We start from the raw sequence: 22,558 nt of genomic DNA, 5'->3' as shown, positions 1-22,558 counted from the left end.
CGAGGCGGTCTCTCAGGATGCGGCGTTGAGTCGCGCTTCGAGCTTCTCGATTGCATCGGCGATCTGCTCGATTGCGGTGATCGGGTCCGGGGCGCCGTTGGTTGCCAGAACTTTCAGGCTCGCATACAGATGGGCGGTCACGTCGAACCCCTCGACGCTTGCCTGCTGCTCGCGGGCCAGATAGTAGTCATGTTTCTCGTTCGTCGTCATGCCCGCACTCTATCGGGGGTCACCGGATGAGCGGCGTGCAGGCGTTCCGACGCCGCGCTGCCGAGCCGGAGCGCACGGTCGACGCCGCGGTCGCCGCGGTGAAGGCAGAGCGTGCTGCGGAGTTCGAAGCGTCCAAGCGCGAGCACGCTGCGCGGGAGACCGCTCGTCGCAGGTTCACGCGCGAGGACGTCGTCGGAGCCGCTTTCATCCACGACGGCTTCCAGTGGCGGACGGTAGTCCGTGTCAACAAGGCCAACGTCTCAGTGAAGACCGACTACTCCTGGGTCGATCGGGCGCCGTTCGAGAAGATCCATGCCGTCCGCATGGAAGTGACGCAATGAGCATCATCAGCGAGGCGTTCAACGCGTGGCGGGAGTGTCGCGCCGAGTACGACGACACGCTCTATGCACAGTACGAGGCTGCGGAGGCGGCGACGAATGGCGCGATGCTGAACGCTCGCGGCCGGCAGAAGGGCATCGACCCGTTCTCGCTGTTCATGGGAAACGAGCGCCGCGCGCTCGCTTACGCCTCGGAGGAGCTCGTCGAGCACTGGCAGTCGCACCCGAGGGTGACGTTCGAGAAGTTCGAGAAGCAGTGGCAGGCGCAGCGCGAGGCCGAGCTCATGGAGGACGCGGCATGATCGCGACGCTCGAGGCGAACATCGCCCGTTCTCTCGCGGCCGCCGAGGAGAAGGTGTGGGTGCCGAACCGTGAGGTGACGCTCGAGCGGCTCCGCATCGTCGACATGGTCCATGAGGGCAAGCCGCAATGCCGCCTGTGCGGGCAGGTCGTGAACCGCCTGGACGCGTTCGGCCTGTGCTCGAAGACGTCCGAATCGCACCGGCAGCGCCGCGGCGACTTCAACCCGGCGAAGAAGGGGAAGCGGTCATGAAGAACCTGCCCCCGGGCGCCTCCCCCGACACCCAGCCGCACGAGATCAGGAAGCCCTGCCGTCCGTCGTGCTGCAAGACCCCGTACATGTGCGCCCGGAAGAGGGCGTGCACCTGCCACAGAGAGGAGAAGCGATGATCGGGCCGAAGATCCCGAAGCCGTCCCCGGCGGACGAGAAGCGCGCCTATGAGGCAATGACGTTCCGCGATCAGAACCGCTGCACGCGGTGTCTCGCATACGGGGTGCAGCGCGATCACCGTCAGAACCGCCAGTCGGGGAACACGGTCGTCTCGAACCTGCAGGGACTGTGCCCCGCCTGCCACCAGTGGAAGACGGAGAACCCGTCGGCTGCGATCCTCGAAGGCTTCGCGGTCCCCCGCTGGGCGGACTGGGGGTTCTGGCCGGCATGGCGTGAGGACGTCCGATCGTGGGTGCTCTATTACGACGCCCCCGATTCTGAGGGCCGTTGGTGGTCGGAGATCACCGAGACGGTCGCGGACATGTTGATGCGCGGGACCGCGCTGGAAGAGGGGACCTGATGGCTACCGGATTGCCGTGGGTGCGGATGGATACCGACACCCACGAGAACCCGAAGATCCTCGACTTCATCGAGGAGCACGGGCAGCGTGCGCTTGCAGCGATTGCGGTGTGGAAGTTCGCGATCGGGTACGCCGGCGGGCACGGAACGGACGGAGAAATCACTCGCGCCGCACTGAAACAGGTCCACGGCACACCCGCTCACGCACGACTTCTGGTCGAGGCGGGGTTCTTTGAGCTCACTGAGAAGGGGTGGCAGATCGCGGGCTACGAGACGCATCAGCCGTCGCGGGCGATGACTGATCAGCTCAGGGAGCAACTGTCGGAGGCCGGAAAGAAGGGCGCTGCGGCGCGTTGGGGGAAGGAATCGTGATGGCGCACGCATGGCCTACCCCTATGGCCTGGCCTATGGCCCACCCCAATGGCGTGGCCGAATGCTACGAAACGGGACGGTACGAGACGGAACGAGAGAGCTACCAAGACCCCGATGAAGTTCCTTCTGTTCCTGATGCGTCGGGGGCTGTGGATAAGGGTCTGATCGATCGATTCGAGGTGGCGTGATGGACGGCTATCTGCCCGTGAGGGTGAACGTCCCCCTCGAGGACTACCGGCGCCTGAACGCCGAGGCGGAGGCCCGGGGCATCACGATCGCCGAGCGCATCGCCCAGACGCTCACCCCGCCGAAGCATGGCGGCGCACGCCCGAACTCGGGTCGCCGCAGCGGGTACACCACCCGCGCCGGCGAGGAGATCAGCGCTGGCCGTCGCTTCAACCAGTCGTGGGCCGAGATCAGCCGACACCTCGGGATCTCCGAGCACACCGCCCGCACTTGGGCGGCGAAGTACGCAACCGAAGTCAGAGAACAGAACATGCGCGATCGCGCAGGAAGGACAGCATCATGAGCACCAAGACGGTGTACCTGCATCTGAGGAAGGCGGGGTGGAGCGGGTTCTCGGTCGTGAAGCTCGCGAAGACCCGGGACGCGGCGACTCGCGACGGCGACGTTGTCATGCCGCTCGAGATTGAGCTGCCGCACGACTTCTTCGAGCGCGCCGCGATCCGGGTGCACGTCGAGCCGATGACGGGTGAGAAGCGCTGATGGCCGGCGAGACCGTGATCACCGTGGCGGGAAACCTGACGGCGGATCCCGAGCTGAGCTACACGCAGAACGGGCTGCCGGTGGCGAACTTCACCATCGCATCGACGCCTCGGAACTTCGACCGTGCCGCGAATGAGTGGAAGGACGGCGACGCGCTGTTCCTCCGCGCATCCGTCTGGCGCGAGTTCGCCGAGCACGTGGCGGGTTCGCTGACGAAGGGCATGCGCGTCATCGCGCAGGGCCGTCTGCGTCAGCGCTCCTACCAGGACCGCGAGGGCAACCAGCGCACCGCGATCGAGCTGGAGGTCGACGAGATCGGCCCCTCGCTCCGGTACGCGACCGCGCACGTCACCCGCGCCGCCGCGTCCGGTGGGGCTCAGGGCGCGAACGCGACCCCGGCGACATCGGAGGAGCCGTGGCAGAGGCCAGGCGCTCAGACGGACGCGTGGGCAGCGGCGGGAGGGGTCGGCGATGGCACACCGTTCTGAGCGCCCCTTCCGCTACAACAGCCCAAAGGCGCGGAGGAAGGCCTCGACCACCATCGGGTTCAGCGTCCCGAGCTTGGCTAGCACGCCGAACGCAGCGAGCGTTGCGGCATGCCCGGTCACCACGGCGGCGAGGAAGGCCTGGCCGTTCGTGAGCTGTCTCTTCGGTTCCATGAGGGTCCTGCTTTCTCTGAGGCGACGGTCACCCAGCTGGTCCCTCTATGCGGGCTGCCCAAAGTCGCGAGGTGTGGCGTGACATTCCGGGCGAAGTACAACGGCGTCTGCGGGAACGACTGCGGCGACCGTATCCACGAGGGCGACGAGGTCGAGTACGTCGAGAACGTACTCGCCCACGGCCACTGCCAGCCGTCCGACGAGGACGACCCTGAACCCCGGCCCGTCTGCACGACGTGCTGGACGACCATCGCACTGAACGGAGCATGCCTGTGCTGAACCAGATCCTCTGCGTCGCCGCCTGGCCCGGCGTCCCCTCGGTCGCACCGTGCAAGCAGTCCGACGTGCACCTCGATACGTGCCAGAACGACGACTGCCGCGGGTGTTTCCCTCGGCAGGCGGAGCGCGGGTTCCTGTGCGCGTCGCACTTCGACCGCGTCGAGCATGCGCTCGCCCGCTGGTCGGAGTTCGCGATCCGTGCCGGTCGCCTCGGTCTGACGAAGGCCGTCCAGCGCGACAACGCCGGGGTACGCACCACTGCCGACGGTCACGTGAACCTCACAGGCGTCTACCTCGCCCTCGACGAGTGCTACGGCTTCCTCGGCTTCCGCCGCGGTCGCACCGCCGAAATGTGGGTACAGACCGAGGCGGGCGCCGGCGACGCGATCCAGTTCGCGGCAGCCGCCGAACGCGCCTACCGGTCCCACGAGGTCGAAGAACGCCCCCACCGAGTCCGCCGGGTCCGGTGCCCCGAAAGCCAGCAGCAGATGATCTGGCACCCGCCCGCCTGGTTCGAGGGCCATGTGACCGTGAAGTGCTCGAACGACGAGTGCCGGCATGTGCTGAACCAAGACGAATACGAAGAACTGGAGCACGCATCATGACCAACCATCCTCGAGAAGTGCGGGTTAGCAGCCCCCTCGGACGCCAGACACGTATTCAATCGCCTCGCGCTCAGCCTCGGCCGCAGCGACCTTCTGGGCTTTCCGCAGACGACGTTCCTCGATCAGGTTGTTCGGCCAATGGTGCTTCCCGTCCACCATGTTGCCGAGCCAGAGCATGGTCGCCAGGTGCGCCCTCGCGCCTGTTCCGCCCCAGGCCATCAGGAACCCCTCGCGGCCATGATCAAGCAACCGGCGGTTGTGAAGGTATTGACTCACGTCCTCCCGAAACTCGAAGTCCATCTCGAGCTTCGCCGCGACAGGAGCGAGATCCGCCGGCGGTGTGGAACCACTGTCCCACCACGCCATGAAGTACCCGTCACCTGTTTGTATGGCGCTCCTGATGGCGTCGTACAGGCCAGCGGCCACCCTGCCTGTTGGCGCTCCACGCTCGTACTCGGCCACCCTCGTCGCGAGGTTCTCGACCGTCGCTTTCAATAGCAAATGAGTGCGAGAGAGCTCGCTCAAGATCTCGAACCCTGGAACGAGCCGCGACCCAACACCGCTAGGCACCCCGCTGACTAGGGAACTCACCGACTCCATCCGGCTGCCCGCCGGAACAAGCGAATCTGCTCCGACCCCGGCGTAAACGAAAGACGGACTCAACAACTGAGCTGCGGTCTCCGCGGCCCGGGTCTGCTGATCCGATAGCGCCGTTCGCCGGGAACGACTACCACGCCACCACTCAAATGCGGAGAGAAGAACTCCAATCATGAGACCAGTTCCGGCACCGACAATCATGTCCGGCCAAAACGACGACATGTCCCACCATCCGCCACCAGACGTCCCACTAGAACCGGCAGCAATCACGGAATCCCACATGAGAGAACCCAACCACAAACACGCGCTCGACCAAGAAGGATGGCCAGTTGATGTACGACGCCGCTGTGCGCATGAACCATGCGAACCGCTTCGGAACAGCAGGGAGGAGCGGAGTTGCCTGAGCCGAAGGAGTGGGTGACCGCGAAGGAAGCCGCCGTGCTGATCGGCCGCCACGTGTCCCAGGTGTACCGGTGGATCGATGCCGGCAGGCTTGCCACCCGCACGAACACGGAAGGCGTCACTCAGGTGATGTCGAAGGCCGTCCTTCGCATTGAGCCCTCGGTAAGGAGGGGTAGGCCCCGCCGCACCGCTCGAACCCGTTAGTCAGCCACCTGTCGTGATCTGCAGCAGATCGGCGGCCGCTCCGATCGTCCCCGCGCCAACCTTCGCACCAAACGAGGCGTACGGGACGATCCGTCGGGCGGCGTCCTTGATCTTCTTTGCAAGCTTGCTCGTCTGCGGATCTTTCGCGAGCGTCTCAGCCAGCAGCGACATCACGCCGAGAAGCTCATGTACGCGACCGAGCAGATCAACTGAGCCGAGCACGGTGGACTCTTCGAAGACTCGACGAACTGACGCGATCAGCTCGTACACGTACCGGCGCTCCGCCTCCCTGAGATGCACGGACGGGTCAGATAGTGCTTCAAGGAGTGCGTCCACTGCTGCGAGGCCATCAATCGTCATCTCAGGCGACAGAGACACGCTCAGCTGGGACGAATCCATGATGTCGCCAAGAGCACGCAGCACGTCGATGCTCCCCTGGTCCACGACGCCGCGGGCGCTGCCTGTCACCGCGTCGGACCACAGCATGTCCGGTGCGACCAGGGCCTTCGCCCACTGCGGATAGGCGCGCAAGTAATGGTCGACGTTCCTTCCCCCGAGCTGCGCCGAGGCCAGGTAGCTGTCCACCTCATGGAGAAGGCCGAATGCGCGGACCTGCCCTCGCCACTCATCTGGGGAATCGGCGTGCAGGCTGCGTAGAGTACGGATCGAATTGCCCTTCGAGACGACCCGCCAACCATCGAGTATGTCGGCGAGCTCTTGGGCGGCGTTGGTCATTCCCCGATCGTACCGAGATCCACCGATCTGGCCGTGCATTAATTCGCGAAACCCGCAACGATAGAAGGTAGATGGTGGAGCACTCCGCCCAGAGCGAAGCCCCGGCCCTCAGGGAAGACACCGGGGCTTCGCCCATGCGGTCAATCACTCACCAGCGCCGCTGCCAGGCTGAGGACCACCCGCCGCGTACCGGTAGGCCAGGGCAAGGTCATGCACGACCTTGACCCGAGAGCCAAGCGCGCTCAGTTTGCTCACGTCCGCAAGCTCCGCCTCGATCGCCGCGAACAGCGCGGCTTTGGTGCTTTCCCGATCTGCCACGATCGTTCCCTTCTTCGCCGAGCCCCATGCTCAGCACTTCTCCCCAACGTACGGCCCAACGCCGACACCGCACAGGGCAAGAGGCCCGAGTCGAGGTGATCCGTCATGGCGCAAGCAACATTCGACGCTGAACGCGCTCGGGAGCTCTACGACCAGCAGTTATCTTGCAACGCGATCGCCCGCGAGCTCGGGTGCGCTGCTTCGACGGTGTCGCGGTGGGCGAAAGCTGCGGGTCTGTCGTTCGATCGGTCGAAGACGGCAGCTGCGGTCGCGGCTCACACCGTCGACCTCGCTGCTGGGCGGATCCGTCTGGCGGAGAAGATGCTCGCCGCGTCGGAGGACATGCTCGACGTGATTGATGGCCCGTACGAGGTGTACAACTTCGGCGGGAAGGACAACACGTTCGAGTCGCGCGTGCTGGACTCTGCCCCGGTGGAGGTGCGCCGCAACGTCATCACGACGGCCGGGATCACGTTCGACAAGCTGACTCGCATCGTCGAGCGCGAGAACGGTGGGCTCGAGCAGGCGATCGGTGTGATCGACACTCTCGCTGTCGGGTTCGCTGCTGCCGCTGATCGACTTCGAGCGGAGACGCCGGCTGATGAGGCTTGATGAGCTCGAGCGCATGGTGTCCCCGGCGCAGCTGCTCTCTCTCGTCGACGCGATGAAGTTCAAGCTCGCCCTGTGGTTCGGTGCTGTGTCGTCTGGGAAGACGGTCATCAGCCTGCTCGCTTTTCTGCTCGCCGTGCGTCTCGCGCCGCGTACGGGGATCATCGTGATCGTCGGTCGTACGCTGCAGACGGTGTACCAGAATGTGTTCGTCCTGTTCCAGAACACCGCGATCTTCGGCACCGTCATCTCCTCACAGATCATCTAGACGCCGGGCGCATCGTCAGCGCGAATCCTCGGCCGTGAGGTCATGGTCATTGGTCGCCGAGGTCGTCGCCGAGACCTCGGCGCAGGACAAGCTCATCGACCAACTGCAGGAAGAACTCTCGCGCTACCGCGACGACAACGACCGCAGAATCGGCCGCCTCGAGGACGCGGTCGACGAGCTCACATCCGAGAACCGCGCCTACCGCGCATTCATCGGCGTGCAGCGCGACCACATGGCCGCGCACGGCATCCCACTCCCGCCCTGGCCGGAAGGCCTCCCGAGATAGATCGGAACACCATGAACAAGATCTGGTTCCCGCTGCAGCGGGCCATCCGCACAGCCGTGCAGGTCATCATCGCCGCGGCCGCCATCCTCGCGACCATAGTCGTCATCGCCCCGCAGATCCTCACCGCGATCCAGGACGTGCTCCCGGGCCCCTTCGTCGCGTGGCTCACCGGAGCGATCGCCGTCCTCGCCGGCATCAGCGCCGCAGTCGCGCGGGTGATGGCAATCCCCGCCGTCGACGAATGGCTCCGCAAGTTCGGCGCCGGCTCGGCCCCCTCCGGTGCTGTCGTGGCTCAGATCGACGGCAACACCACCGGACTCACCCGACGACAGTGGCGCGCGCTGCTCGACGGCGCAGACACCGGCACCGACGAGACGGCACAGCTTCCCACCACGATCTCTGAACACAACGACCGCCTCGGACTCTGAACACAGAAGACCCCACCCTGCCCGACGCAGGGTGGGGTCTTCTGTGCTTCACGGGGTGGTTGCTGCCGGATAGATCTGCTGATACCGCGCCGATGTGATCGGCGCTTGAAGTCCGACGACTTCTCGGTATCCGACAGTCTTCAAGTACTCGTACTCGCCCCCGTCGATGTTCCGCTTGGTTCCCGCGGCGGGGTCGATGATCCAGCGGTAGACGCCGGCGTCGGCGTTGGTTCCGTTGATGGGGGTGATGCACAGGAAGGTCATGTCAGCGATTCCAATCGGTTCGTAGCCGGGGTCAGGGTTGGGGTTCGTCACGGGCGGAGATGAGTTGCCCGCCAAGAATGCGAGGGGGCTGACGAAGGCACCGTTCACGAGGATCTCGAAGTGCAGGTGCACTCCCATCGCAGAGTTGCGTGGTCCTCGTTGGCTGTTGCCCATATAGCCGAGCGTCTGCCCCTGTGCGACCGTCGCGCCTCGCGCGACGATGGGTGCCCCTTCGAAGTGGGCATACCGGCTCACCACACTGTTGCCATGGTCGACGACGATGTGGTTCCCCCACCCGTGGGGATCGCTGGGCGTGGACTCCCAGTCGCCTCCGGATACATATCCACCTGCGATTGCGAGGACCGGCATGCCACGGTACCCCCAGGTGTCCAGCCCCATATGGCGTCGCGTGCCCTCACGCGGTGCGTTGAACTGTCCAGCTGCCTCGGTGGATGCTTTGAACGGGTCGGTGGGGTAGATGTATCCGTTCGTGGCGGGGACAGCTGCGGACGCCGATTCACCGGTCAGGATGCCGCGCCCGACGAGCGCTACGCCTGCGGTAATGCCGGTGGCCGCGAGCATGGTCCGACGCGATACGGGGCGATGCGCGAAGCTCGCACCCAGCGGATGTGGTTCTTGAGGAGGACTCATACGCACAACGTATTGAAGAACACGCGCCCCACGCTGTCCCCTCTTTGGCCTACAGACACCCGAGCTCAGACCTCGATACGTTGAGAGACCCCCCACGTGGTTTCGGCCGAGTGGAGGTCTTCTGCCGTTTCAGACGCGGAGTCGCGTCTGCACCCTGCGCCAGGGGTCATGGGATGATCACCACCACGAGCATGGACGGCTGGTGGGCAAACCTCCCCCATGAAACGCGGGAATGGCTGATCGCTCACAACGGCGAGCCGCTGCCCGACAACGTCGCGTCCACCGTCCGCGACGCCGGCACGACGTTCGACTACGCAGCGGGGTGGGACGACAGCGGAACTACGATCACCCTTACGGATCGCGCAATCGACTGGATTGAAGCCGTCGCCAACGACGAGGATCCCACCGCGCCGTGACCTTGCTCGCGCGCGATCGCCCAGATGCGATCGATCTTTCGCGAGCCGACGTTTCGACGCCCCCCCGCTCAGCGCGACCGTCATCGGAGTGGCGACCGCCCGCAAGACGAGGATGGTCTTCACTCCAACCGCGCACCAGGCGGCTGCTCGGCTGATTCGTCCGCGTCCACTCTCGCCACCGACATGGCCACCTGCATGAAAAGACCCCGTCCGGCCGCGGCTGGATGGGGTCTTCTTCGCTGTTGTGCCCCTAGGCGCTCAGGAGCTCCCGCCCCTGGAAGTAGCGACGGTGAGTGCGCTGGAGCATGTCGAGCGATTGGGAGTTCAGAGAGGCAATCTCCCAGTTTCCGTCGACACGCTCGCGTTCGAGAGCGAGTCGATACTGCAACGCTTCGCGGTGACCGTTCTCGCCGGGGAACTCGGTGACCCGCCGGTCCCCGCTTGGCCGGTGATATTCGATGACAAATCCAGGCATCGCTTAGTCCCTTCCTAGCCTTGCGCGCTCGAACGCTGCTTGAACCTCCGAGAGAAGAGCCTGCAGCTCCCGCTCATTGGTCCCATTGCGGCGCCTGAGCAACGCCAGTCTACGCCGCAACCATAGCGGAGGCTCTGCACCGCCTCGCCGAACCGTATCCTCCACTTGAGACTCAAGGTTTGAGATCTCGTTACGGTCACGCTCGATCTTCGATACCCGAAAGAGAGAGATCTCCCGCAGCTCCGTCACGATCCCCGCCTGGATTTCATCGTCAGGAAGGGCATCGTCGTAGCGAATCTCTCGGCCGTAGATGTCTGCGGCGAGTTCGTAGGCGTTCGCCCAGTGCCCCTGCAGATGTGTCCGCACCTGAATCTCAACTCGAGCAGGTAGCTTCAACCAGATGTGCACGGCGCGATAGCCGGAGTGCGGCTTCCCCCTCATGTCACGAACGGCAGATTCGAGGTCATGACCGTACAGGCCGCAGATCGCGTTGACAACACCATCCTGCTCGTCGAGTGACATTTCCGCTTCAAACCGGACACCAGCGATGTCCTGCACGCTCAACAGAGGCGTGCCCGTGTCCCGCCGGAGCTTGTCTCGGAGTGTGTCGATAGTCTTCGGACGCGACGTCACTTCGAACGGTCGCCCTCGAAGCAGCGGCTCCCAAGCGAGCGACGCAATCTCCCGTTGCACCTGCGCCGCGAGGTCGTTGTACCAGACCATCACCTCGCTGTATGACGGGTCCCCCGGTGTCAGCGGGGCGCCGTCACGGATGTGGTTACTGAGCCTCCGCAGCTGCGCGTTGGTCCAGGGGCATCGCAGCATGCCCGAATCCTAGCCGAGGCCCCGGCGAGCGTGGTGGATTCTCAGGCGACCTCGTCGAGTTGCACGGCGTTGCCCCATACCCAGCATCGGAATGTCTGTTCGCCGGCGCAAAACTCGATGCCGGCGGCGAGCGGGGTGGAGCGTACGATCTTCGCGTCGACGCGCACCGCCTCGGGCCCGAACCGCACCCACGCACGGACGCGCTTCGGTCGCGGGTAGATCGTCATCGGCTGCTCGCGCACGTCCATCTCACGATCGGTGAGCGACTGCAGCGGGCCGTGCTTCGCAGCCTCCAGGATCGATCGTTCCTGTGACTGCTTATTCCGGTACGCGGAGAGCGTCGATCCAGGGTTCCCCATAGCCGGTGATTCCTTCCTCCGGCCGAGGAGACGATTCTACGTCGAGGGCTACGACGTTCGACAGGACGGTCGAGCGCGCAAGATCCTCACGATTTCTCCGCTGGCAACTGCCCCGCATGCCTGCACGTGGAAGGGCGGTGAAATCTAGAAAGACCATTCCCAGGAAAGCCCGGGTTCCGGCTCCCAGACCATGACTCCGTGCGCAGTAGGAACGTCGAGGATCACAGCTCCCGCGACGCGTTCCCCAGGACCTACGATGCTCGGGAACCTTTCGGCGTCGTTCTGGCAGCTGATCGCTGCAATGCTCCACGGATCGCCGTTGAACGTAGTGCCGTTCTCGGCTATGGCTGTCCAGGTCCCACCGGCGAAGTAGAGGTCACCGGGGAGCTCGGCGGTCGTTTCGCCTTCGATCGCGAGTCGCACGAAGTGCCCGTGTTCGGGCGCCGTTGCGAACTCTGCAGCGCACACAGGGTCGACGTCAATCGCGGTGACGACGAAATCAGCGACGGAAGCGCCGTCGGTACCGCCACCGAGACCAAAGGTCTCCCCAACCGTCTTGATGAGGTTCCCTCTCTCACTCGTGGCGGGAGCGGCGCTCGTCGGCGTCGGCGAGGAGCTCGACGTCGGCCCGGCCTCCTCGACCGTGGGGGCCGGCGCAGGTGATGCAGTCTCGGCGCATCCGGCGAGCAGGAGAACGGCGATCAGAAGCGGCGCAGCCGTTCTCGCTTTGTTAGTCATGATCGTGAGCATAGCGTCGGAGACCGATGTAGGAAGGCATCGTCATGATGATGGCATGGACGAAAACACTCAACCGAAGGATGGGGTCGGAGTATCCCGACCTCCCACCAGGCAAGAGTGTCTGATCGAGCTGGTCGACTTCCTCATCGCGATTGCGGATGAGCCGGACAGCTCCGCATTTGTTTCCGCTGGGTAAACGCTGGCCCGCGAGGTGAGATTCACCCGCGGGCCTAGTGTTTTGTAGCAGGAGCGGGGCTTGAACCCGCGACCTCACGATTATGAGTCGTGCGCTCTAACCAGCTGAGCTACCCTGCCGCGAGGCATCCGTCCGCGTGAGAAGAATGCTTGCGAGCCCCGAGTCAGGATTGAACTGACGACCCCTTCCTTACCATGGAAGTGCTCTGCCACTGAGCTATCGGGGCGTGCTGCCCCTCGCGGGGCAACCGTACGAGAATACCATCACTGTGGCGTCCTCATGAAATCGAGCCGGTCAGTACGACGTTCGACCGGCATTCTCCTTGAGCCACGGCATCGGGTCGATGGTCGATCCGTTGACGATGAGCTCGAAGTGCAGGTGCGCGCCGTAGGAACGGCCCGTGTTGCCGGTCTTGCCGACGACGGTGCCGACCTTCACCGTGTCGCCGGCCTTGACGTTGAGGGAGCCGTACTGCATGTGCGAGTAGTGGCTCGTGATGACCTGGCCGTCGATGACGTGGTCGATGTAGACGGTCACACCGTAGGCGCCGCCCTGCTCGGTCGCGATGCGGACCGTGCCGTCGGCGATGGCCTGGATGGGGGCCCCGTCGCCGGGCACGAAGTCGATGCCTTCGTGGAGGCGGCCGCTGCGCATGCCGTACCCGTAGCTCATGCCCACGCCGACGAGGAACGGCCACTGGATGGCGGCGTCCGGGTCGTTCGTGAAGATCTCACCCGAGTAGTTGATGCCCTGTTCTGCCGCGACCTCGGCGAGCGAGACCGTGCTGAAGTCATCGGCGCGAGTGAGCGATTCGCTCTCGACACCGGACGGGGCGACGAAAGCCTGGATCTCGTCGTCGGCGGCGTCCTTCGCGGCGGCCGCGGAGGAGGAGACCAACGACATCGATGCCGCCGAGGCTCCCTGAACGCCGGCAACGGCCTCAGCGGGGAGCGTCATGGACACCGCGAGGAGACCGGCGAGGCTCATCACACCGACGGTCGCGCCGAAGGTGACGGCCTTGCGGATGCTGCGAGGACGACGAGGCGCCACGTGCGCGGAAGCGACAGGCTCGTCACTCGACCCCTGCTCCGGCTGCGACGGGTCGGCGGCGGCGGAAACCGTCGGCACCGAACCGGTGACACGGAAGGCGCGGGATGCGCGCTCGAAAGCATCGACCTCGTCGTCATTCCCGGAAACGGGATACGGGGCTTCTTCGGGAGAGGCTGAGGGTTCGATCGACTCGGGAGCCTCTTCGGCTTCGACGTCGACGTCGACGTCGACGTCGACGAGCTCGATGGTCTCGTCGACGTTCTCGGCCGCGACGGGCACGGCGGGAACATCGGCGATGATCGGCTCGGGGCTCGCCGCCGTGAAGGGCTCGATCAGCGCTTCGGCTGCGACGTCGTCGGGCGCCTGGCGCTGGCGGGCGGCGCGTCGGGAAGGAGGAGCGACGGCAGCGAGGGCGATAGCGGTGGACTCCGCGGCAGAAATGGGTGCCGTCGGTCCCGCCGCGGGGGCCTCAGAGGCCGCAGTGCGGAGTCGGCTGGACCGGCGCGTGGGCGCAGAGGCAGCCTGGGAATTCTCGAAGGGCAAAACGTTTCTCTCGGTCGTGCGTCAAGCTCGGGGGGCGCAAACTTTGACTTTCACCTTCGGGTGGCGAAAGTAACGATCCCGTAAACCCTACCCTGACCAGGCTGGGAATGCCATGAATCGTTCACGCTTTCTCGTCGAGGATCGCGAGCAGTCGGGCGTGCACATCGGGTCCACCCGCGATCAGCATCGGACGCGGGGAGTCGACGTCGATTCGCGAAACGACGCCACCCGCCTCCTCGACCAGGAGGGCGCCGGCGGCGAAGTCCCAGGGGCGGAGTCCTCGTTCGAAGTACCCGTCGAGTCGTCCGGCCGCGACGAAGGCGAGGTCGAGCGCCGCAGCGCCCATGCGACGGAGGTCACGGGCCATCGGCATGACTCGGGCCACGGTCGCGATGTCCCCCTCGTGGGTGGTGGGGTCATAGCCGAACCCCGTCGCGAGCAGAGCGCCTGCCGGGGTCGCGGCGGTCACCGCGAGCCGGCTCCCGTTCACCCACGCGCCATGGCCGCGGGCAGCCGTGAACGTCTCGCCCAGTGCCGGCGCGTTGACGGCCCCGGCGAGCGCTTCCCACGTCGCCGGGTCGGGTTCACCCCGGACGGCGGCGATGCTCACGTTGTACGCCGGGATGCCGTAGGCGTAGTTGACGGTGCCGTCGATCGGATCGACGACCCAGGTGATCCCACTGCTGCCGACCTCGGCGCCCGACTCCTCGCCGAGGAAACCATCGTCGGCTCGTGCTGCGCGAAGACGTGCGCGGATCAGCGCCTCGACCTCTCGGTCGGCTTCGGTGACGATGTCGGCCAGGGACGATTTGGTGGCCGCCAGGCGCACACCCTCCTGTCGACGTGTGCGCGCGAGTCGTCCGGCCTCCTCAGCGATCTCGGTGGCGAGTTCGCGGAGTTCGAGTTCGAGCGTCACCGTGCAGGCTGCTGCGGGGCGGGCGGAGGCGGCGGGAAGGCCGGCGACGGCTCCTGAGGAGAAGCCGTCGACTGCGCGGCGGTCGGTGCCGGCGGTACCGGGTGCTCTCCGGAAGCGACGGGTGCGGGCACGACAGGCTGCGCGAACTGCGGGGCGGCCGGGAGCGGCGGGGCAGGCTGCGGGGGCAGGGGCTGGGGCGCGACAGGGAAGGCCGATGCGGGCACCTGACCGAGAGCCTGCTGCGGCGCGACGGTCGGATACCCGGTGTAGTAGGCGTTCCAATCCGGAGTCGCGTCGGGGAGGGCAGGGAGCGGCGTGATGCCGTCTGCGTAGGTGGGCCACGCCGGCGCCGCCGCCACCGCACGATCGGCAGGCGTCTTCTTCTTCGGTGCGAAGAGCGCGTTCAGCAGCGGGATCAGAGTCGTGCCGACAGCCACGAGGATCGTGAGCGCGACCACGATGCGCCAGTACAGCTCGCCGTAGTCGAACGTGTTCGGGAAGGCGAGGAAGAACACGAGCATGCCGACCAGGCCGACGAGGAACGTGACGGTGACGATGTAGATGATGCGCGTGAACGTCGTGACATGTCTCTGCGCGGCCGGAGTGAACAGGCGCACATGCAGCAGGGCGAGCTGGAGGATTCCGATGACGAGGAGCAACTGGAAGAACCGCTCCGCGCCGAAGTAGAAGCCATCCTCCGGCAGCCAGATCTTCACGGCGCCGACGAGGAGAGCGACGATCCAGCTCACCATGCTCGCCAGCTGCAGCCAGTCGGGGCGATTCGGCGCCAGCCCTGCTTCGAGGATCGCGATCCCCGCGAAAGCCGCCAGCAGGAGGATCGTGAGGAAGGCCCGACCGATCAGACCGTCCTGATCACCGATGAGCACCCAGACCACGCACACGAGAGCCGCAGCGATCAGAGCCCCGATGGCGATCCACAGAGAGCCCCTGATGAGCAGCGACATGTTCTTCTTCTCACCCTGCGTCTGATGCGTGGTGATGTCCGGATGGGACATGGCGATCCTCTCGTCGAGCGGCGATGCCTTCATCCTGCCACGCGCGTCGACGGTTGCCACGGCTCCCGCCCCATCCCGAGGAAGCTCACTCCTCCCCTGCGCCTGGGCAGGAGAGGTCGTCAGCCCGCCTTCTTCGCCGACGCCGCGGCGAAGGCTGCGACCCTGGCCTGCGCGTCGGGCGTCTCCAGAGCCGCACCGATCGAACGCGCCTCTTCACTCAGCTGCTCGACGAAGGAGCGCTCGGGCTGGGAGCGCACCAACCGCTTCGCCTGACCGTAGGCCTCGGCCGCTCCTGCCAGCCAGAACCGCGCGATCTCCTCACCGCGTGCTCGCACGCTCTCCGCCTCGGAGACGGCATCCGCGCCCTCGACGGCTTCGGCGACGAGCCCCCATTCCACGGCCTCCGCCGACGAGAGCAGTCGGTCCTGCAGCACGAGCTGCAGGGCGCGGCGCTGGCCCACGGCGCGGGCGAGTTGAGCGGAGACGGACAGATCCGGAGTCAGACCGATGTTCGCGTAGAGGCTGCCGAGCTTCGACCGTGAGCCGACGACGGCGTAGTCGCTGCACAGCAGGATGCCGAGACCGCCGCCTGCGGTCGTGCCGTGGGCAGCCGCGACGACGGGCACCGCAGACTCCGTGAGCGAGCGGATACCGGCGTTGATCACCTCGGCGAGCGCGGTGATCTGCCCACCGGACGCCCCCATCGTCGTCGCCATGTCGATCACGTCGCCGCCGGCGCAGAACGCGGGGCCGGCGGCATCGATGAGAATCGCCTTCACGTCGGCCCTAGAGGTCGCCTCGGCCGTCGCATCCTTCCAGGCGTGCGCCAGGTCGGCATTGAAGGCGTTCAGGCGAGCGGGGCGGTTCAGCGTCAGCCGGGCCATTCCCTCTTCGACGGCGAACAGGATGGCATCACTCATGGCTTCTCCTTCGAGCGCAGGACGTGTGGGACCAGCGTAACCGCGATCAGACCCGCTCCCAGACCTGCGAGACGAAGCTCTCCATCCGCCGACGGGTGCCGTCGAGGCGGAAGTCGACCTGCCCCGGAGTGCGCACCTCGTTGGGCGCGAGCGGGTGGGCGAGGCGCACATTCTCGTGGCAGGAGAGGTCGGCGCACATGTAGGTGCCGAACGAGTCCCCACGCGTGCCCGCTTCACCGGCCCGACGTGCGGAGAGGAGCGCGACCTGGTTGCCGGGCTGCATCGTGTGGCAGATGTTGCACATGCCCGAACGGGCGCGGCCGGGCTCCGTCGCGCGCAGCACGATGCCGACCACCTCGTCGTCGTGAGGGATCACCACGTAGCCTCGACGGCTCGCACCCGGATCCTGCCAGGCGAAGAAGTCGAGGTAGTCCCAGTCGACGAGCAGGAAGTCGTGCGGCATCTCCATGAGGCGCAGTTCGTCAGCATCCGCATTGACGAACGATGCGCGGACGTCGGCTTCGGTGAGCGGTCGCATCGCTCCAGTCTATGAATCGTTCGCGGTCCCGGGGCCACGTCACATCTGCCGCGTCGTAACCATCCAGAACACGGTCTCGAACGTCTGGGCGACGAACACGGATGCCCAGACGGCTGTCGCACCCTTGTCGTCGACATACCAACCCGCGGGCGCGGTCACGAACGATCTCGGAGGTCGGTGCGAGCACACGTCGTCGTGACCACGCTATTCATGGTGAGGGCCACGGTGACGAGAGAACGCCCCCGCCCAATCTTCTCGGTGGGAGTCACCCATCGCGCGACCACGAAAGTGAGACCTGACACCACGAGCACGTCGCGCGAAGACAGCTGTGAACTTAGCTGGGCTCAGTCATCGAACAGGTGTGTCAGGAATCGCCCTCAGCCGCAAAGAAGGAGCGGATGGGACCGCTATCCCGCGCGGATACTGAAATCGGAGGGCACCCGTACTGAGATCGGAGGCCATTCGCGCCCCTCGGCGGGGTGCTCGGTTGGCCCCCGGGTTCCCTCGCATCCTGAGCCTGGGGGCAACATGAAACGCACCATCACCACCATCGCGGCGCTCGTCCTCGCACTGGTTCTCACACCTGCCACAGCCAACGCAGACTCCGACGAACTCCACCCGGATGTCGAGTACGCCTTGGAGGCGTTGCCCGGCGGCTTCGCCGTGAACGACACCACCGCCGTCTGGCCGGCACTCGGGATGATCCTCGAAGCGGGGTCGGAGTCCGCGTCGCTGCGCGCTGTCGGCAGTTGCGCCACCGGGACATACTGCGCATACGCCTCGCCCAATCTTCAAGGCTCGAAGTTGACGTTCACCATCTGCACCACCGTCAGCACAGCCGCATTGCAGTCCGTCGGATCCATCGCCAACGGCCGCTCCTTCGGCAGCGTTCGCGCGCGCAACTCCTCAGGCACAACGCTCGCGACGGCCGGGGCGAACGGTTCCGCGAACGTCGGCGCTGGCACCACCAACTTGCTCTGCACGCTCTGAGCACCCGATAACCTGAGGAGACGAGCGAGATGAGCGGGGCGTCTTCGATGGTGAGGCTGGGGCTATTCGATACCGTCCGCGTCGTTCTTGCCGGAGCTGAGAGCTTTCCCCTTCCGGCTGAGGCGCATTCCAGCACCTCGACGAGCGCCCCGGCTCTCAACAAGGCCGTCGTCTTCCGCCGATTGTTCGATGAGTATTGGCCTCTCGTGCACCACCACCTGTCGGGTTTCCTCGACAACCAGGAAGAAGTCGACGAGATCACTGCGGAGGTGTTCGTCGTCGCATGGAGGAAACTGCGTCCGGAGACGCCGATGGGCTTGCGCTGGTTCATCCGCACCGCAGACAACAAGGTCCGCGATGTCGACCGAAGTGCCCGTTCGCGAGGGAGGGCGCTTGACGCGATGAGCCGGGGCTTGGAGAACGCCGCGGAGCGGCTTCATCCGCTGGAGGCGCTCGCGCTGCGTCAGGCTATGAAGAAGTTGAACGCCCGTGAGCGTCAAGTGGTGGTACTCACATACTGGGACGAACTCACCGCCGGTGAGGTCGCGGCTGTGCTGCGTTGCAGTTCTGCGGCGGTATGGACCACACTCACCCGCGCGAGGACGAAGCTGCGTATCCAGCTTGAGGTGAAGGAGGACGGGCGATGAACGTCTCCGACGAGGAGCTGGACCAGCTGTTCCGAGCAGTGAGCCCTGCGCCGGGCGCACGCTTCGCTCCGCTCACCGCGCGCGACATCGCTATCCGCGAGGGCATCATCCGCGGGACGTTCGAACTATCACCGGAGCCTCGCCGTCGCGCAGGGCGGGTCTGGGGCGGCGTGACCGCCGTGGTGGCATCCATCGCTGCGGTCACCATCATCGCGGTCAACGTACTGGGTCCGACGCAATCCGCTGTCGCGCTCACGCCCCCGCCACTGCAATACGCAAACGCGCAGCCGCTGTCTGCCGTCGTCACAGCCGCTGAGCTGAAACTCGATCTGCCAGACGACGTCGTCCAGGAGTCGCGGGTGCAGACGCTGAGCTGGGGGTGGAACATCGACATGGCGAAGGGGCGGGTGGAGGTCGTGCCGCAAAAAACAACCTTCGACTGGTCGCCGGAGACTGGCTCCATCAGCACGGTCGTCGCCGCCGAATCGTATTGGTCTGGCGATGCGCGGCCTGAGGGCATCGCTGAGAGTCCGTATCGACCTGGTGACATCATCAGCGAACTCACGACCAGCGCCGCAGACCTCGACATCCCGCCCGGGGTTGTGAGCCTGAAGGGGTCGAGTCGCGAGGAACTGTTTGCAGCGCTGGGAGAGCTTGGCGCGTCAGCCGACTCTTCATCCGGAGACCTCCTCGTGGCCATCAGCCAACTGCTGAGCTACTGGACCTTGACCGACGAACAGCACGCGACCTTAATCCACATGCTCGTCGATGCAGGCGATGTCACGGTTCTCGGCGAATCGACCGACCGACTGGGACGAGCGGTCGTCGGGCTCCGCACAACCATCGACGACCGCGGTTATCAGAACACACTCCTCATCTCTCGGGATACGGGGCGGATAGTCGGTACCGAGAACGAACTGACCAAGGCGATGGAGTTCATTCCTGCTGGTGTCGTCGGGTACACGCTGTGGGACGTCAAGTGAGACAGAACGAAATCGAATAGACGTTCATCGACGGAACGCCTCTACCGGTTCGATCCTCGTGGCTCGAATCGCCGGATAGAGCCCCGCGATCGATCCGATGGCCACACCCATGACCGGCCCCATGATGAGCGACCATGGTTCGATGACGGCCGTCCACTGCTGACTCACTGCGATGGCGGTCACGGCTGCCATCGCCAACGCCGTACCCACAAGCCCACCCAGGAGCCCGCGCACGACTGACTCTCCGAGGAACTGCATCGCTATATGTCTGGGCAAGGCGCCGAGCGAACGCCGAAGTGCGATCTCTCGCGTGCGGGCGATGACGCCGAGCAATGACACGTTGGCGATTCCGACACCACTGACGAGAACGCAGATGCCTGCGAGTGCGAAGAAGAGCGCCTGCGTCGACGTGTTGACCCGGTCTTTCACGACCGTCGGCTTCGGAGGTGGGACGATCTGAAACGCGGTGAGTTCCGCGGGGTTCAAGGCGACCGCGAGCTGGTCGGCGACAACCTCCGATGCCCCCACCTCGGTGGCTACGACCATCGTCTCCCGCTGTCCTGGTGCAGTGAAGTGTGTCCGAGCGAACCCGTCGGGGATGATGACGCTTGTCAGCGCAGCGCTCGAGCCGGTCGTGTCATCGATGACGCCGATGACAGTGACCCGAAGATCGTTGAGCACGATGACGGGTTGATCAGCGATGTCGCTGATACGGAGGTCGCCGGCCAGCTTGTCTCCGATGACCGCAACCGGCTGATCCTCATGGAACTCATCGAATGTGCGGCCGCTGGACACCTCAGCGCCGACGAGATCGAAGTACCCCGGTGTCGCTGCCAGCAACGAAGGTTGGGAGGAGCCGGGGTCGATCGACGGAGGATTTACGCTGATGGTGACGCCGGGGACGTTCCACCATCGTCCGGTCGCGGTGACCCCGTCGATCTGACCGACACGGCGGTCGGCGTCCGTAGCGAAGAGAGGTTCGGTCCCGGTTCCCCCAGTGCGGGGAGTCACCGTGATCTGGGTGGCTTCGACTCTCAGGAACTCGTCACTGATCTGTCCGTTGGCGCTGGCGGTCACGCCGAGCACCGCCACGAAGGACGCGACGCCGATCGCGATTCCGACAATCGTCATCCCCGAGCGAGACGAGCGTTGCACAACACCGGCCATCGCCTCGTTGAGCAACCGCCTGCGCACCGGGTGACGGGTCATGACTCCTCGCTCAACGCGCCATCAAGCATGTGCAGTGTTCGATTGCCGTGGCGGGCGACGTCGGCGTCGTGGGTGATGAGCACGACCGTGCGGCCGACGGCGTTGAGGTCGTCGAAGAGGGTGAGGATGGCCGATGCGGTTACGCTATCCAGGTTTCCGGTCGGTTCATCGCACAACAGCACCGCGGGGTCGGATGCCAACGCTCGGGCGATGGCTACTCGTTGTTGCTGTCCGCCCGAGAGTTCGGTCGGCAGCCGGCGGTCGAAAGCCCCGAGTCCGACTGCCTCCAACGCCTCGTATGCGCGAGCGCGAGACTCTCGCTCCGTCGTTCCGTTGTACAGGTCGCTGAGCATCACGTTCTCTAAGCAGGTGCGTTGTTCGAGCAGGTGGAAGGACTGGAAGACGAACCCGATGTCGGTGCCCCGCACACGCGCCCGCTCGTTTTCCGAAAGCGGCGTGACGTCCTGGCCTCTCAACGCGTAGGTTCCCGCCGTCGGCTTGTCGAGAAGGCCGAGAAGGTTCAGAAGAGTCGATTTCCCAGAGCCGGACGGGCCGACGATGGTGACGAAATCGCCTTCATCGATGGTGACGGAGGACGTTACCAGCGCGTGCACCTCGGGTGGCCCAGGGTAGACACGCGAGACGTCTCGCAGTTCGACGACAGCTGTCATTGCACGCCCAGCACGACCAGGTCACCGACAGCGAGATCTCCGTCGCTGGCGGTCACTCGCGCCTGTCCGCCTCCCGTCTCTTCGACAGTCACCATGACGCGATGAGGGTTCTCCCCGTGCACGTGCAGTACATATGTTCCGCCGGTCGCGTTCGAGCGGATAGCGGAGAGCGGAACGATGAGACCGACCTCAGCGTCCGCGCCGGTCAAGACGGTGATCTCCACCTTTCGGTCAATAGCCGCGGCTGGCAACGCAACATCCGGCTGGACTGTGACGGTGGCCCGGCTGACTCCATCGTCTCCCGTGACCAAGCCGCCCACCGCGGTGATCGTGCCGTCCTGCGCACCGCCGATGGCACTGCCTGTCACGGATACGCGGTCACCGATGTGAACAAGCTGCGACGTCGCATCGGCGACTTCTGCTGTCACTGTCGGATCGGATGTGGTCGCCCGAATCAGCGGACTCTCGACCGCTCCTCCGAGCGGGGACGCGACGCTGAGAACCGTAGCCGTGGCCGCGGCGCCGAATACGAGCTCCGCCTGGAGAGCGGCGCTGTCCACAGGAGCCACATACCCTGCAGCTTTGTAGAGGGCCTGCAGAGCACGGGTCGTCGCCGTCCCCCACGTGCCATCGGGCTCGCCGCTCAGCCACGGACGCAGCCCTTCCTGCAGGCGCCGAACATCCTCACCCTTGTCCCCGGGGCGCAGGTCCCGCAGCAGCGGTATAGAGCCTTGCAGGTAGATCACGGGCCTGTCGTTCACCTCGGCGATGACGGTACCGGCGGTGAACTGCGCTCCGAGGGCTACCGGCAGACCTGTGACAACACCTCCCCCGTTTGGCGTGAGGTCGGTCACGCTGCCGAGAGCAACGACTCCGGACAGGAGAAGCGGGTCGGTGATAGTGCCCTCTTCGACGGCAACGGTCAGCTCACTGTGCGCGGGCGGGGCAGCATCCGCCGCAACTTGTGCGGGCGAGCGCACGAAGAAGCCGGCCGCACCCCCGATGGCCGCAGATACGAGAGCTGT

The 22,558-nt window shown here is 65.5% G+C and carries 35 protein-coding genes and 2 tRNA genes; 18 read left to right on the top strand and 19 right to left on the bottom strand.

The window, feature by feature from the left end:
- Window positions 1-12 precede the first annotated feature (12 nt).
- On the bottom strand, window positions 13-210 hold the full coding sequence (locus F6W70_RS13740; protein ID WP_151487022.1) for a hypothetical protein: 198 nt from the start codon (window positions 208-210) through the stop codon (window positions 13-15).
- A 26-nt stretch (window positions 211-236) separates the two neighbouring features.
- Between F6W70_RS13740 and F6W70_RS13735 the strand changes: the two genes are divergently transcribed.
- From F6W70_RS13735 to F6W70_RS13700, 8 genes are all read left to right on the top strand, one after another.
- Window positions 237-551, top strand: coding sequence for a hypothetical protein (locus tag F6W70_RS13735; protein ID WP_151487021.1), 315 nt, complete (start codon window positions 237-239; stop codon window positions 549-551).
- Window positions 548-850: a hypothetical protein gene (locus F6W70_RS13730; protein WP_151487020.1), complete on the top strand. Its 303-nt coding sequence runs from the start codon at window positions 548-550 to the stop codon at window positions 848-850. Before F6W70_RS13735 ends, F6W70_RS13730 begins: the two co-directional genes overlap by 4 nt.
- Complete coding sequence (locus F6W70_RS13725; RefSeq protein ID WP_151487019.1) at window positions 847-1,101, top strand: hypothetical protein; 255 nt, start codon at window positions 847-849, stop codon at window positions 1,099-1,101. The genes F6W70_RS13730 and F6W70_RS13725 overlap by 4 nt, the downstream gene beginning before the upstream one ends.
- Before the next feature lie 133 nt (window positions 1,102-1,234).
- Complete coding sequence (locus tag F6W70_RS13720; protein ID WP_151487018.1) at window positions 1,235-1,639, top strand: HNH endonuclease; 405 nt, start codon at window positions 1,235-1,237, stop codon at window positions 1,637-1,639.
- Between the two features lie 26 nt (window positions 1,640-1,665).
- Window positions 1,666-2,010: a hypothetical protein gene (locus F6W70_RS13715; RefSeq protein ID WP_151487017.1), complete on the top strand. Its 345-nt coding sequence runs from the start codon at window positions 1,666-1,668 to the stop codon at window positions 2,008-2,010.
- A gap of 187 nt (window positions 2,011-2,197) precedes the next feature.
- On the top strand, window positions 2,198-2,539 hold the full coding sequence (locus F6W70_RS13710; protein ID WP_151487016.1) for a hypothetical protein: 342 nt from the start codon (window positions 2,198-2,200) through the stop codon (window positions 2,537-2,539).
- Window positions 2,536-2,736 (top strand): hypothetical protein, encoded by a 201-nt coding sequence (locus F6W70_RS13705; protein WP_151487015.1) that lies wholly within the window; start codon window positions 2,536-2,538, stop codon window positions 2,734-2,736. Before F6W70_RS13710 ends, F6W70_RS13705 begins: the two co-directional genes overlap by 4 nt.
- Window positions 2,736-3,224 carry a single-stranded DNA-binding protein gene (locus F6W70_RS13700; RefSeq protein WP_151487014.1) on the top strand — a complete coding sequence of 163 codons (489 nt, stop codon included), beginning with the start codon at window positions 2,736-2,738 and terminating at the stop codon, window positions 3,222-3,224. The genes F6W70_RS13705 and F6W70_RS13700 overlap by 1 nt, the downstream gene beginning before the upstream one ends.
- 12 nt (window positions 3,225-3,236) lie before the next feature.
- Here F6W70_RS13700 and F6W70_RS17845 read toward each other — a convergent pair whose 3' ends face one another.
- The gene (locus tag F6W70_RS17845; protein WP_170287917.1) at window positions 3,237-3,395 is read right to left on the bottom strand and encodes a hypothetical protein; all 159 of its coding nucleotides are present in this window, start codon (window positions 3,393-3,395) and stop codon (window positions 3,237-3,239) included.
- A gap of 78 nt (window positions 3,396-3,473) precedes the next feature.
- Here F6W70_RS17845 and F6W70_RS13695 point away from each other — a divergent pair, with 78 nt between their 5' ends.
- Window positions 3,474-3,674: a hypothetical protein gene (locus tag F6W70_RS13695; protein ID WP_151487013.1), complete on the top strand. Its 201-nt coding sequence runs from the start codon at window positions 3,474-3,476 to the stop codon at window positions 3,672-3,674.
- On the top strand, window positions 3,662-4,279 hold the full coding sequence (locus tag F6W70_RS13690; protein ID WP_151487012.1) for a hypothetical protein: 618 nt from the start codon (window positions 3,662-3,664) through the stop codon (window positions 4,277-4,279). Before F6W70_RS13695 ends, F6W70_RS13690 begins: the two co-directional genes overlap by 13 nt.
- A 24-nt stretch (window positions 4,280-4,303) precedes the next feature.
- Here F6W70_RS13690 and F6W70_RS13685 read toward each other — a convergent pair whose 3' ends face one another.
- The 3 genes from F6W70_RS13685 to F6W70_RS17840 form a co-directional block, all read right to left on the bottom strand.
- Window positions 4,304-4,804, bottom strand: coding sequence for a hypothetical protein (locus F6W70_RS13685; protein ID WP_151487011.1), 501 nt, complete (start codon window positions 4,802-4,804; stop codon window positions 4,304-4,306).
- A 678-nt stretch (window positions 4,805-5,482) separates the two neighbouring features.
- Window positions 5,483-6,217, bottom strand: coding sequence for a hypothetical protein (locus F6W70_RS13680; protein ID WP_151487010.1), 735 nt, complete (start codon window positions 6,215-6,217; stop codon window positions 5,483-5,485).
- A 144-nt stretch (window positions 6,218-6,361) separates the two neighbouring features.
- Window positions 6,362-6,535: a hypothetical protein gene (locus F6W70_RS17840; RefSeq protein ID WP_170287916.1), complete on the bottom strand. Its 174-nt coding sequence runs from the start codon at window positions 6,533-6,535 to the stop codon at window positions 6,362-6,364.
- A 105-nt stretch (window positions 6,536-6,640) separates the two neighbouring features.
- Between F6W70_RS17840 and F6W70_RS13675 the strand changes: the two genes are divergently transcribed.
- Genes F6W70_RS13675 through F6W70_RS13660 form a run of 4 tightly spaced genes read left to right on the top strand, consistent with a single transcriptional unit; the run spans window position 6,641 to window position 8,126 of the window.
- Window positions 6,641-7,147: a helix-turn-helix domain-containing protein gene (locus F6W70_RS13675; RefSeq protein ID WP_151487009.1), complete on the top strand. Its 507-nt coding sequence runs from the start codon at window positions 6,641-6,643 to the stop codon at window positions 7,145-7,147.
- Window positions 7,137-7,412: a hypothetical protein gene (locus F6W70_RS13670; protein WP_151487008.1), complete on the top strand. Its 276-nt coding sequence runs from the start codon at window positions 7,137-7,139 to the stop codon at window positions 7,410-7,412. Before F6W70_RS13675 ends, F6W70_RS13670 begins: the two co-directional genes overlap by 11 nt.
- A gap of 34 nt (window positions 7,413-7,446) precedes the next feature.
- Entirely contained in the window at window positions 7,447-7,698 is a 252-nt protein-coding gene (locus tag F6W70_RS13665; RefSeq protein ID WP_318278903.1) for a hypothetical protein, read from the top strand.
- Window positions 7,699-7,709: 11 nt separating this feature from the next.
- The gene (locus tag F6W70_RS13660; RefSeq protein ID WP_151487007.1) at window positions 7,710-8,126 is read left to right on the top strand and encodes a hypothetical protein; all 417 of its coding nucleotides are present in this window, start codon (window positions 7,710-7,712) and stop codon (window positions 8,124-8,126) included.
- Between the two features lie 48 nt (window positions 8,127-8,174).
- On the opposite strand, the gene F6W70_RS13655 is transcribed toward F6W70_RS13660, so the two are convergent.
- Window positions 8,175-8,972 (bottom strand): M23 family metallopeptidase, encoded by a 798-nt coding sequence (locus F6W70_RS13655; protein ID WP_170287915.1) that lies wholly within the window; start codon window positions 8,970-8,972, stop codon window positions 8,175-8,177.
- A 242-nt stretch (window positions 8,973-9,214) separates the two neighbouring features.
- Here F6W70_RS13655 and F6W70_RS13650 point away from each other — a divergent pair, with 242 nt between their 5' ends.
- Complete coding sequence (locus tag F6W70_RS13650) at window positions 9,215-9,457, top strand: hypothetical protein (protein ID WP_318278902.1); 243 nt, start codon at window positions 9,215-9,217, stop codon at window positions 9,455-9,457.
- 478 nt (window positions 9,458-9,935) lie between these two features.
- Here the strand turns inward: F6W70_RS13650 and F6W70_RS13640 are convergent, their stop codons facing one another.
- The 10 genes from F6W70_RS13640 to F6W70_RS13595 form a co-directional block, all read right to left on the bottom strand.
- Window positions 9,936-10,655 carry a RelA/SpoT-related domain-containing protein gene (locus tag F6W70_RS13640; RefSeq protein WP_170287914.1) on the bottom strand — a complete coding sequence of 240 codons (720 nt, stop codon included), beginning with the start codon at window positions 10,653-10,655 and terminating at the stop codon, window positions 9,936-9,938.
- 143 nt (window positions 10,656-10,798) lie between these two features.
- On the bottom strand, window positions 10,799-11,116 hold the full coding sequence (locus tag F6W70_RS13635) for a hypothetical protein (protein WP_151487003.1): 318 nt from the start codon (window positions 11,114-11,116) through the stop codon (window positions 10,799-10,801).
- Window positions 11,117-11,260: 144 nt separating this feature from the next.
- Window positions 11,261-11,866, bottom strand: a complete 606-nt coding sequence (locus tag F6W70_RS13630) for a hypothetical protein (RefSeq protein ID WP_151487002.1) — start codon at window positions 11,864-11,866, stop codon at window positions 11,261-11,263.
- 229 nt (window positions 11,867-12,095) lie between these two features.
- Window positions 12,096-12,169: transfer RNA gene (locus F6W70_RS13625), tRNA-Met, on the bottom strand.
- Window positions 12,170-12,204: 35 nt separating this feature from the next.
- A tRNA-Thr gene (locus tag F6W70_RS13620) sits at window positions 12,205-12,276 on the bottom strand.
- Window positions 12,277-12,344: 68 nt separating this feature from the next.
- Window positions 12,345-13,643, bottom strand: a complete 1,299-nt coding sequence (locus tag F6W70_RS13615) for a peptidoglycan DD-metalloendopeptidase family protein (RefSeq protein WP_151487001.1) — start codon at window positions 13,641-13,643, stop codon at window positions 12,345-12,347.
- Window positions 13,644-13,764: 121 nt separating this feature from the next.
- The gene (locus F6W70_RS13610) at window positions 13,765-14,559 is read right to left on the bottom strand and encodes an inositol monophosphatase family protein (protein WP_151487000.1); all 795 of its coding nucleotides are present in this window, start codon (window positions 14,557-14,559) and stop codon (window positions 13,765-13,767) included.
- Window positions 14,556-15,575 carry a hypothetical protein gene (locus F6W70_RS13605; RefSeq protein ID WP_170287913.1) on the bottom strand — a complete coding sequence of 340 codons (1,020 nt, stop codon included), beginning with the start codon at window positions 15,573-15,575 and terminating at the stop codon, window positions 14,556-14,558. The genes F6W70_RS13610 and F6W70_RS13605 overlap by 4 nt, the downstream gene beginning before the upstream one ends.
- Before the next feature lie 119 nt (window positions 15,576-15,694).
- Entirely contained in the window at window positions 15,695-16,495 is an 801-nt protein-coding gene (locus F6W70_RS13600; RefSeq protein WP_055877198.1) for an enoyl-CoA hydratase/isomerase family protein, read from the bottom strand.
- 46 nt (window positions 16,496-16,541) lie between these two features.
- On the bottom strand, window positions 16,542-17,033 hold the full coding sequence (locus tag F6W70_RS13595) for an FBP domain-containing protein (RefSeq protein ID WP_055870154.1): 492 nt from the start codon (window positions 17,031-17,033) through the stop codon (window positions 16,542-16,544).
- A 528-nt stretch (window positions 17,034-17,561) separates the two neighbouring features.
- Here F6W70_RS13595 and F6W70_RS13590 point away from each other — a divergent pair.
- Genes F6W70_RS13590 through F6W70_RS13580 form a run of 3 tightly spaced genes read left to right on the top strand, consistent with a single transcriptional unit; the run spans window position 17,562 to window position 19,653 of the window.
- Window positions 17,562-18,023, top strand: a complete 462-nt coding sequence (locus F6W70_RS13590; protein WP_055870151.1) for a hypothetical protein — start codon at window positions 17,562-17,564, stop codon at window positions 18,021-18,023.
- A 29-nt stretch (window positions 18,024-18,052) separates the two neighbouring features.
- Entirely contained in the window at window positions 18,053-18,670 is a 618-nt protein-coding gene (locus F6W70_RS13585) for an RNA polymerase sigma factor (protein WP_151486998.1), read from the top strand.
- Window positions 18,667-19,653 carry a hypothetical protein gene (locus F6W70_RS13580; RefSeq protein WP_055870145.1) on the top strand — a complete coding sequence of 329 codons (987 nt, stop codon included), beginning with the start codon at window positions 18,667-18,669 and terminating at the stop codon, window positions 19,651-19,653. Before F6W70_RS13585 ends, F6W70_RS13580 begins: the two co-directional genes overlap by 4 nt.
- A gap of 24 nt (window positions 19,654-19,677) precedes the next feature.
- Here F6W70_RS13580 and F6W70_RS13575 read toward each other — a convergent pair whose 3' ends face one another.
- From F6W70_RS13575 to F6W70_RS13565, 3 genes are read right to left on the bottom strand one after another with little or no spacing between them, the layout of a single operon-like run.
- Entirely contained in the window at window positions 19,678-20,862 is a 1,185-nt protein-coding gene (locus F6W70_RS13575; protein WP_055870142.1) for an ABC transporter permease, read from the bottom strand.
- Window positions 20,859-21,533 carry an ABC transporter ATP-binding protein gene (locus F6W70_RS13570; RefSeq protein WP_055870139.1) on the bottom strand — a complete coding sequence of 225 codons (675 nt, stop codon included), beginning with the start codon at window positions 21,531-21,533 and terminating at the stop codon, window positions 20,859-20,861. The genes F6W70_RS13575 and F6W70_RS13570 overlap by 4 nt, the downstream gene beginning before the upstream one ends.
- The gene (locus F6W70_RS13565; protein WP_151486997.1) at window positions 21,530-22,387 is read right to left on the bottom strand and encodes an efflux RND transporter periplasmic adaptor subunit; all 858 of its coding nucleotides are present in this window, start codon (window positions 22,385-22,387) and stop codon (window positions 21,530-21,532) included. Before F6W70_RS13565 ends, F6W70_RS13570 begins: the two co-directional genes overlap by 4 nt.
- Window positions 22,388-22,558 lie beyond the last annotated feature (171 nt).

It is taken from the genome of Microbacterium maritypicum (assembly GCF_008868125.1).
GTDB classification, from domain to species: domain Bacteria; phylum Actinomycetota; class Actinomycetes; order Actinomycetales; family Microbacteriaceae; genus Microbacterium; species Microbacterium maritypicum.
This window is presented reverse-complemented; position numbering and strand designations above follow the sequence as displayed.

Excerpts from the sequence above, each read along its gene's own strand:
- F6W70_RS13590 (WP_055870151.1), top strand. The coding sequence starts at position 17,562 with ATGAAACGCACCATCACCACCATCGCGGCGCTCGTCCTCGCACTGGTT.
- F6W70_RS13690 (WP_151487012.1), top strand. The coding sequence starts at position 3,662 with ATGCCTGTGCTGAACCAGATCCTCTGCGTCGCCGCCTGGCCCGGCGTC.
- F6W70_RS13720 (WP_151487018.1), top strand. The coding sequence starts at position 1,235 with ATGATCGGGCCGAAGATCCCGAAGCCGTCCCCGGCGGACGAGAAGCGC.
- F6W70_RS13650 (WP_318278902.1), top strand. The coding sequence starts at position 9,215 with ATGATCACCACCACGAGCATGGACGGCTGGTGGGCAAACCTCCCCCAT.
- F6W70_RS13630 (WP_151487002.1), bottom strand. The coding sequence starts at position 11,866 with ATGCTCACGATCATGACTAACAAAGCGAGAACGGCTGCGCCGCTTCTG.
- F6W70_RS13635 (WP_151487003.1), bottom strand. The coding sequence starts at position 11,116 with ATGGGGAACCCTGGATCGACGCTCTCCGCGTACCGGAATAAGCAGTCA.
- F6W70_RS13715 (WP_151487017.1), top strand. The coding sequence starts at position 1,666 with ATGGATACCGACACCCACGAGAACCCGAAGATCCTCGACTTCATCGAG.
- F6W70_RS13660 (WP_151487007.1), top strand. The coding sequence starts at position 7,710 with ATGAACAAGATCTGGTTCCCGCTGCAGCGGGCCATCCGCACAGCCGTG.
- F6W70_RS13655 (WP_170287915.1), bottom strand. The coding sequence starts at position 8,972 with ATGCTCGCGGCCACCGGCATTACCGCAGGCGTAGCGCTCGTCGGGCGC.
- F6W70_RS13605 (WP_170287913.1), bottom strand. The coding sequence starts at position 15,575 with ATGTCCCATCCGGACATCACCACGCATCAGACGCAGGGTGAGAAGAAG.
- F6W70_RS13570 (WP_055870139.1), bottom strand. The coding sequence starts at position 21,533 with ATGACAGCTGTCGTCGAACTGCGAGACGTCTCGCGTGTCTACCCTGGG.
- F6W70_RS13725 (WP_151487019.1), top strand. The coding sequence starts at position 847 with ATGATCGCGACGCTCGAGGCGAACATCGCCCGTTCTCTCGCGGCCGCC.
- F6W70_RS13710 (WP_151487016.1), top strand. The coding sequence starts at position 2,198 with ATGGACGGCTATCTGCCCGTGAGGGTGAACGTCCCCCTCGAGGACTAC.
- F6W70_RS13675 (WP_151487009.1), top strand. The coding sequence starts at position 6,641 with ATGGCGCAAGCAACATTCGACGCTGAACGCGCTCGGGAGCTCTACGAC.
- F6W70_RS13740 (WP_151487022.1), bottom strand. The coding sequence starts at position 210 with ATGACGACGAACGAGAAACATGACTACTATCTGGCCCGCGAGCAGCAG.
- F6W70_RS13580 (WP_055870145.1), top strand. The coding sequence starts at position 18,667 with ATGAACGTCTCCGACGAGGAGCTGGACCAGCTGTTCCGAGCAGTGAGC.
- F6W70_RS13585 (WP_151486998.1), top strand. The coding sequence starts at position 18,053 with ATGAGCGGGGCGTCTTCGATGGTGAGGCTGGGGCTATTCGATACCGTC.
- F6W70_RS17845 (WP_170287917.1), bottom strand. The coding sequence starts at position 3,395 with ATGGAACCGAAGAGACAGCTCACGAACGGCCAGGCCTTCCTCGCCGCC.
- F6W70_RS13575 (WP_055870142.1), bottom strand. The coding sequence starts at position 20,862 with ATGACCCGTCACCCGGTGCGCAGGCGGTTGCTCAACGAGGCGATGGCC.
- F6W70_RS13730 (WP_151487020.1), top strand. The coding sequence starts at position 548 with ATGAGCATCATCAGCGAGGCGTTCAACGCGTGGCGGGAGTGTCGCGCC.
- F6W70_RS13600 (WP_055877198.1), bottom strand. The coding sequence starts at position 16,495 with ATGAGTGATGCCATCCTGTTCGCCGTCGAAGAGGGAATGGCCCGGCTG.
- F6W70_RS13705 (WP_151487015.1), top strand. The coding sequence starts at position 2,536 with ATGAGCACCAAGACGGTGTACCTGCATCTGAGGAAGGCGGGGTGGAGC.
- F6W70_RS13640 (WP_170287914.1), bottom strand. The coding sequence starts at position 10,655 with ATGGTCTGGTACAACGACCTCGCGGCGCAGGTGCAACGGGAGATTGCG.
- F6W70_RS13595 (WP_055870154.1), bottom strand. The coding sequence starts at position 17,033 with ATGCGACCGCTCACCGAAGCCGACGTCCGCGCATCGTTCGTCAATGCG.
- F6W70_RS13670 (WP_151487008.1), top strand. The coding sequence starts at position 7,137 with ATGAGGCTTGATGAGCTCGAGCGCATGGTGTCCCCGGCGCAGCTGCTC.
- F6W70_RS13680 (WP_151487010.1), bottom strand. The coding sequence starts at position 6,217 with ATGACCAACGCCGCCCAAGAGCTCGCCGACATACTCGATGGTTGGCGG.
- F6W70_RS13735 (WP_151487021.1), top strand. The coding sequence starts at position 237 with ATGAGCGGCGTGCAGGCGTTCCGACGCCGCGCTGCCGAGCCGGAGCGC.
- F6W70_RS13700 (WP_151487014.1), top strand. The coding sequence starts at position 2,736 with ATGGCCGGCGAGACCGTGATCACCGTGGCGGGAAACCTGACGGCGGAT.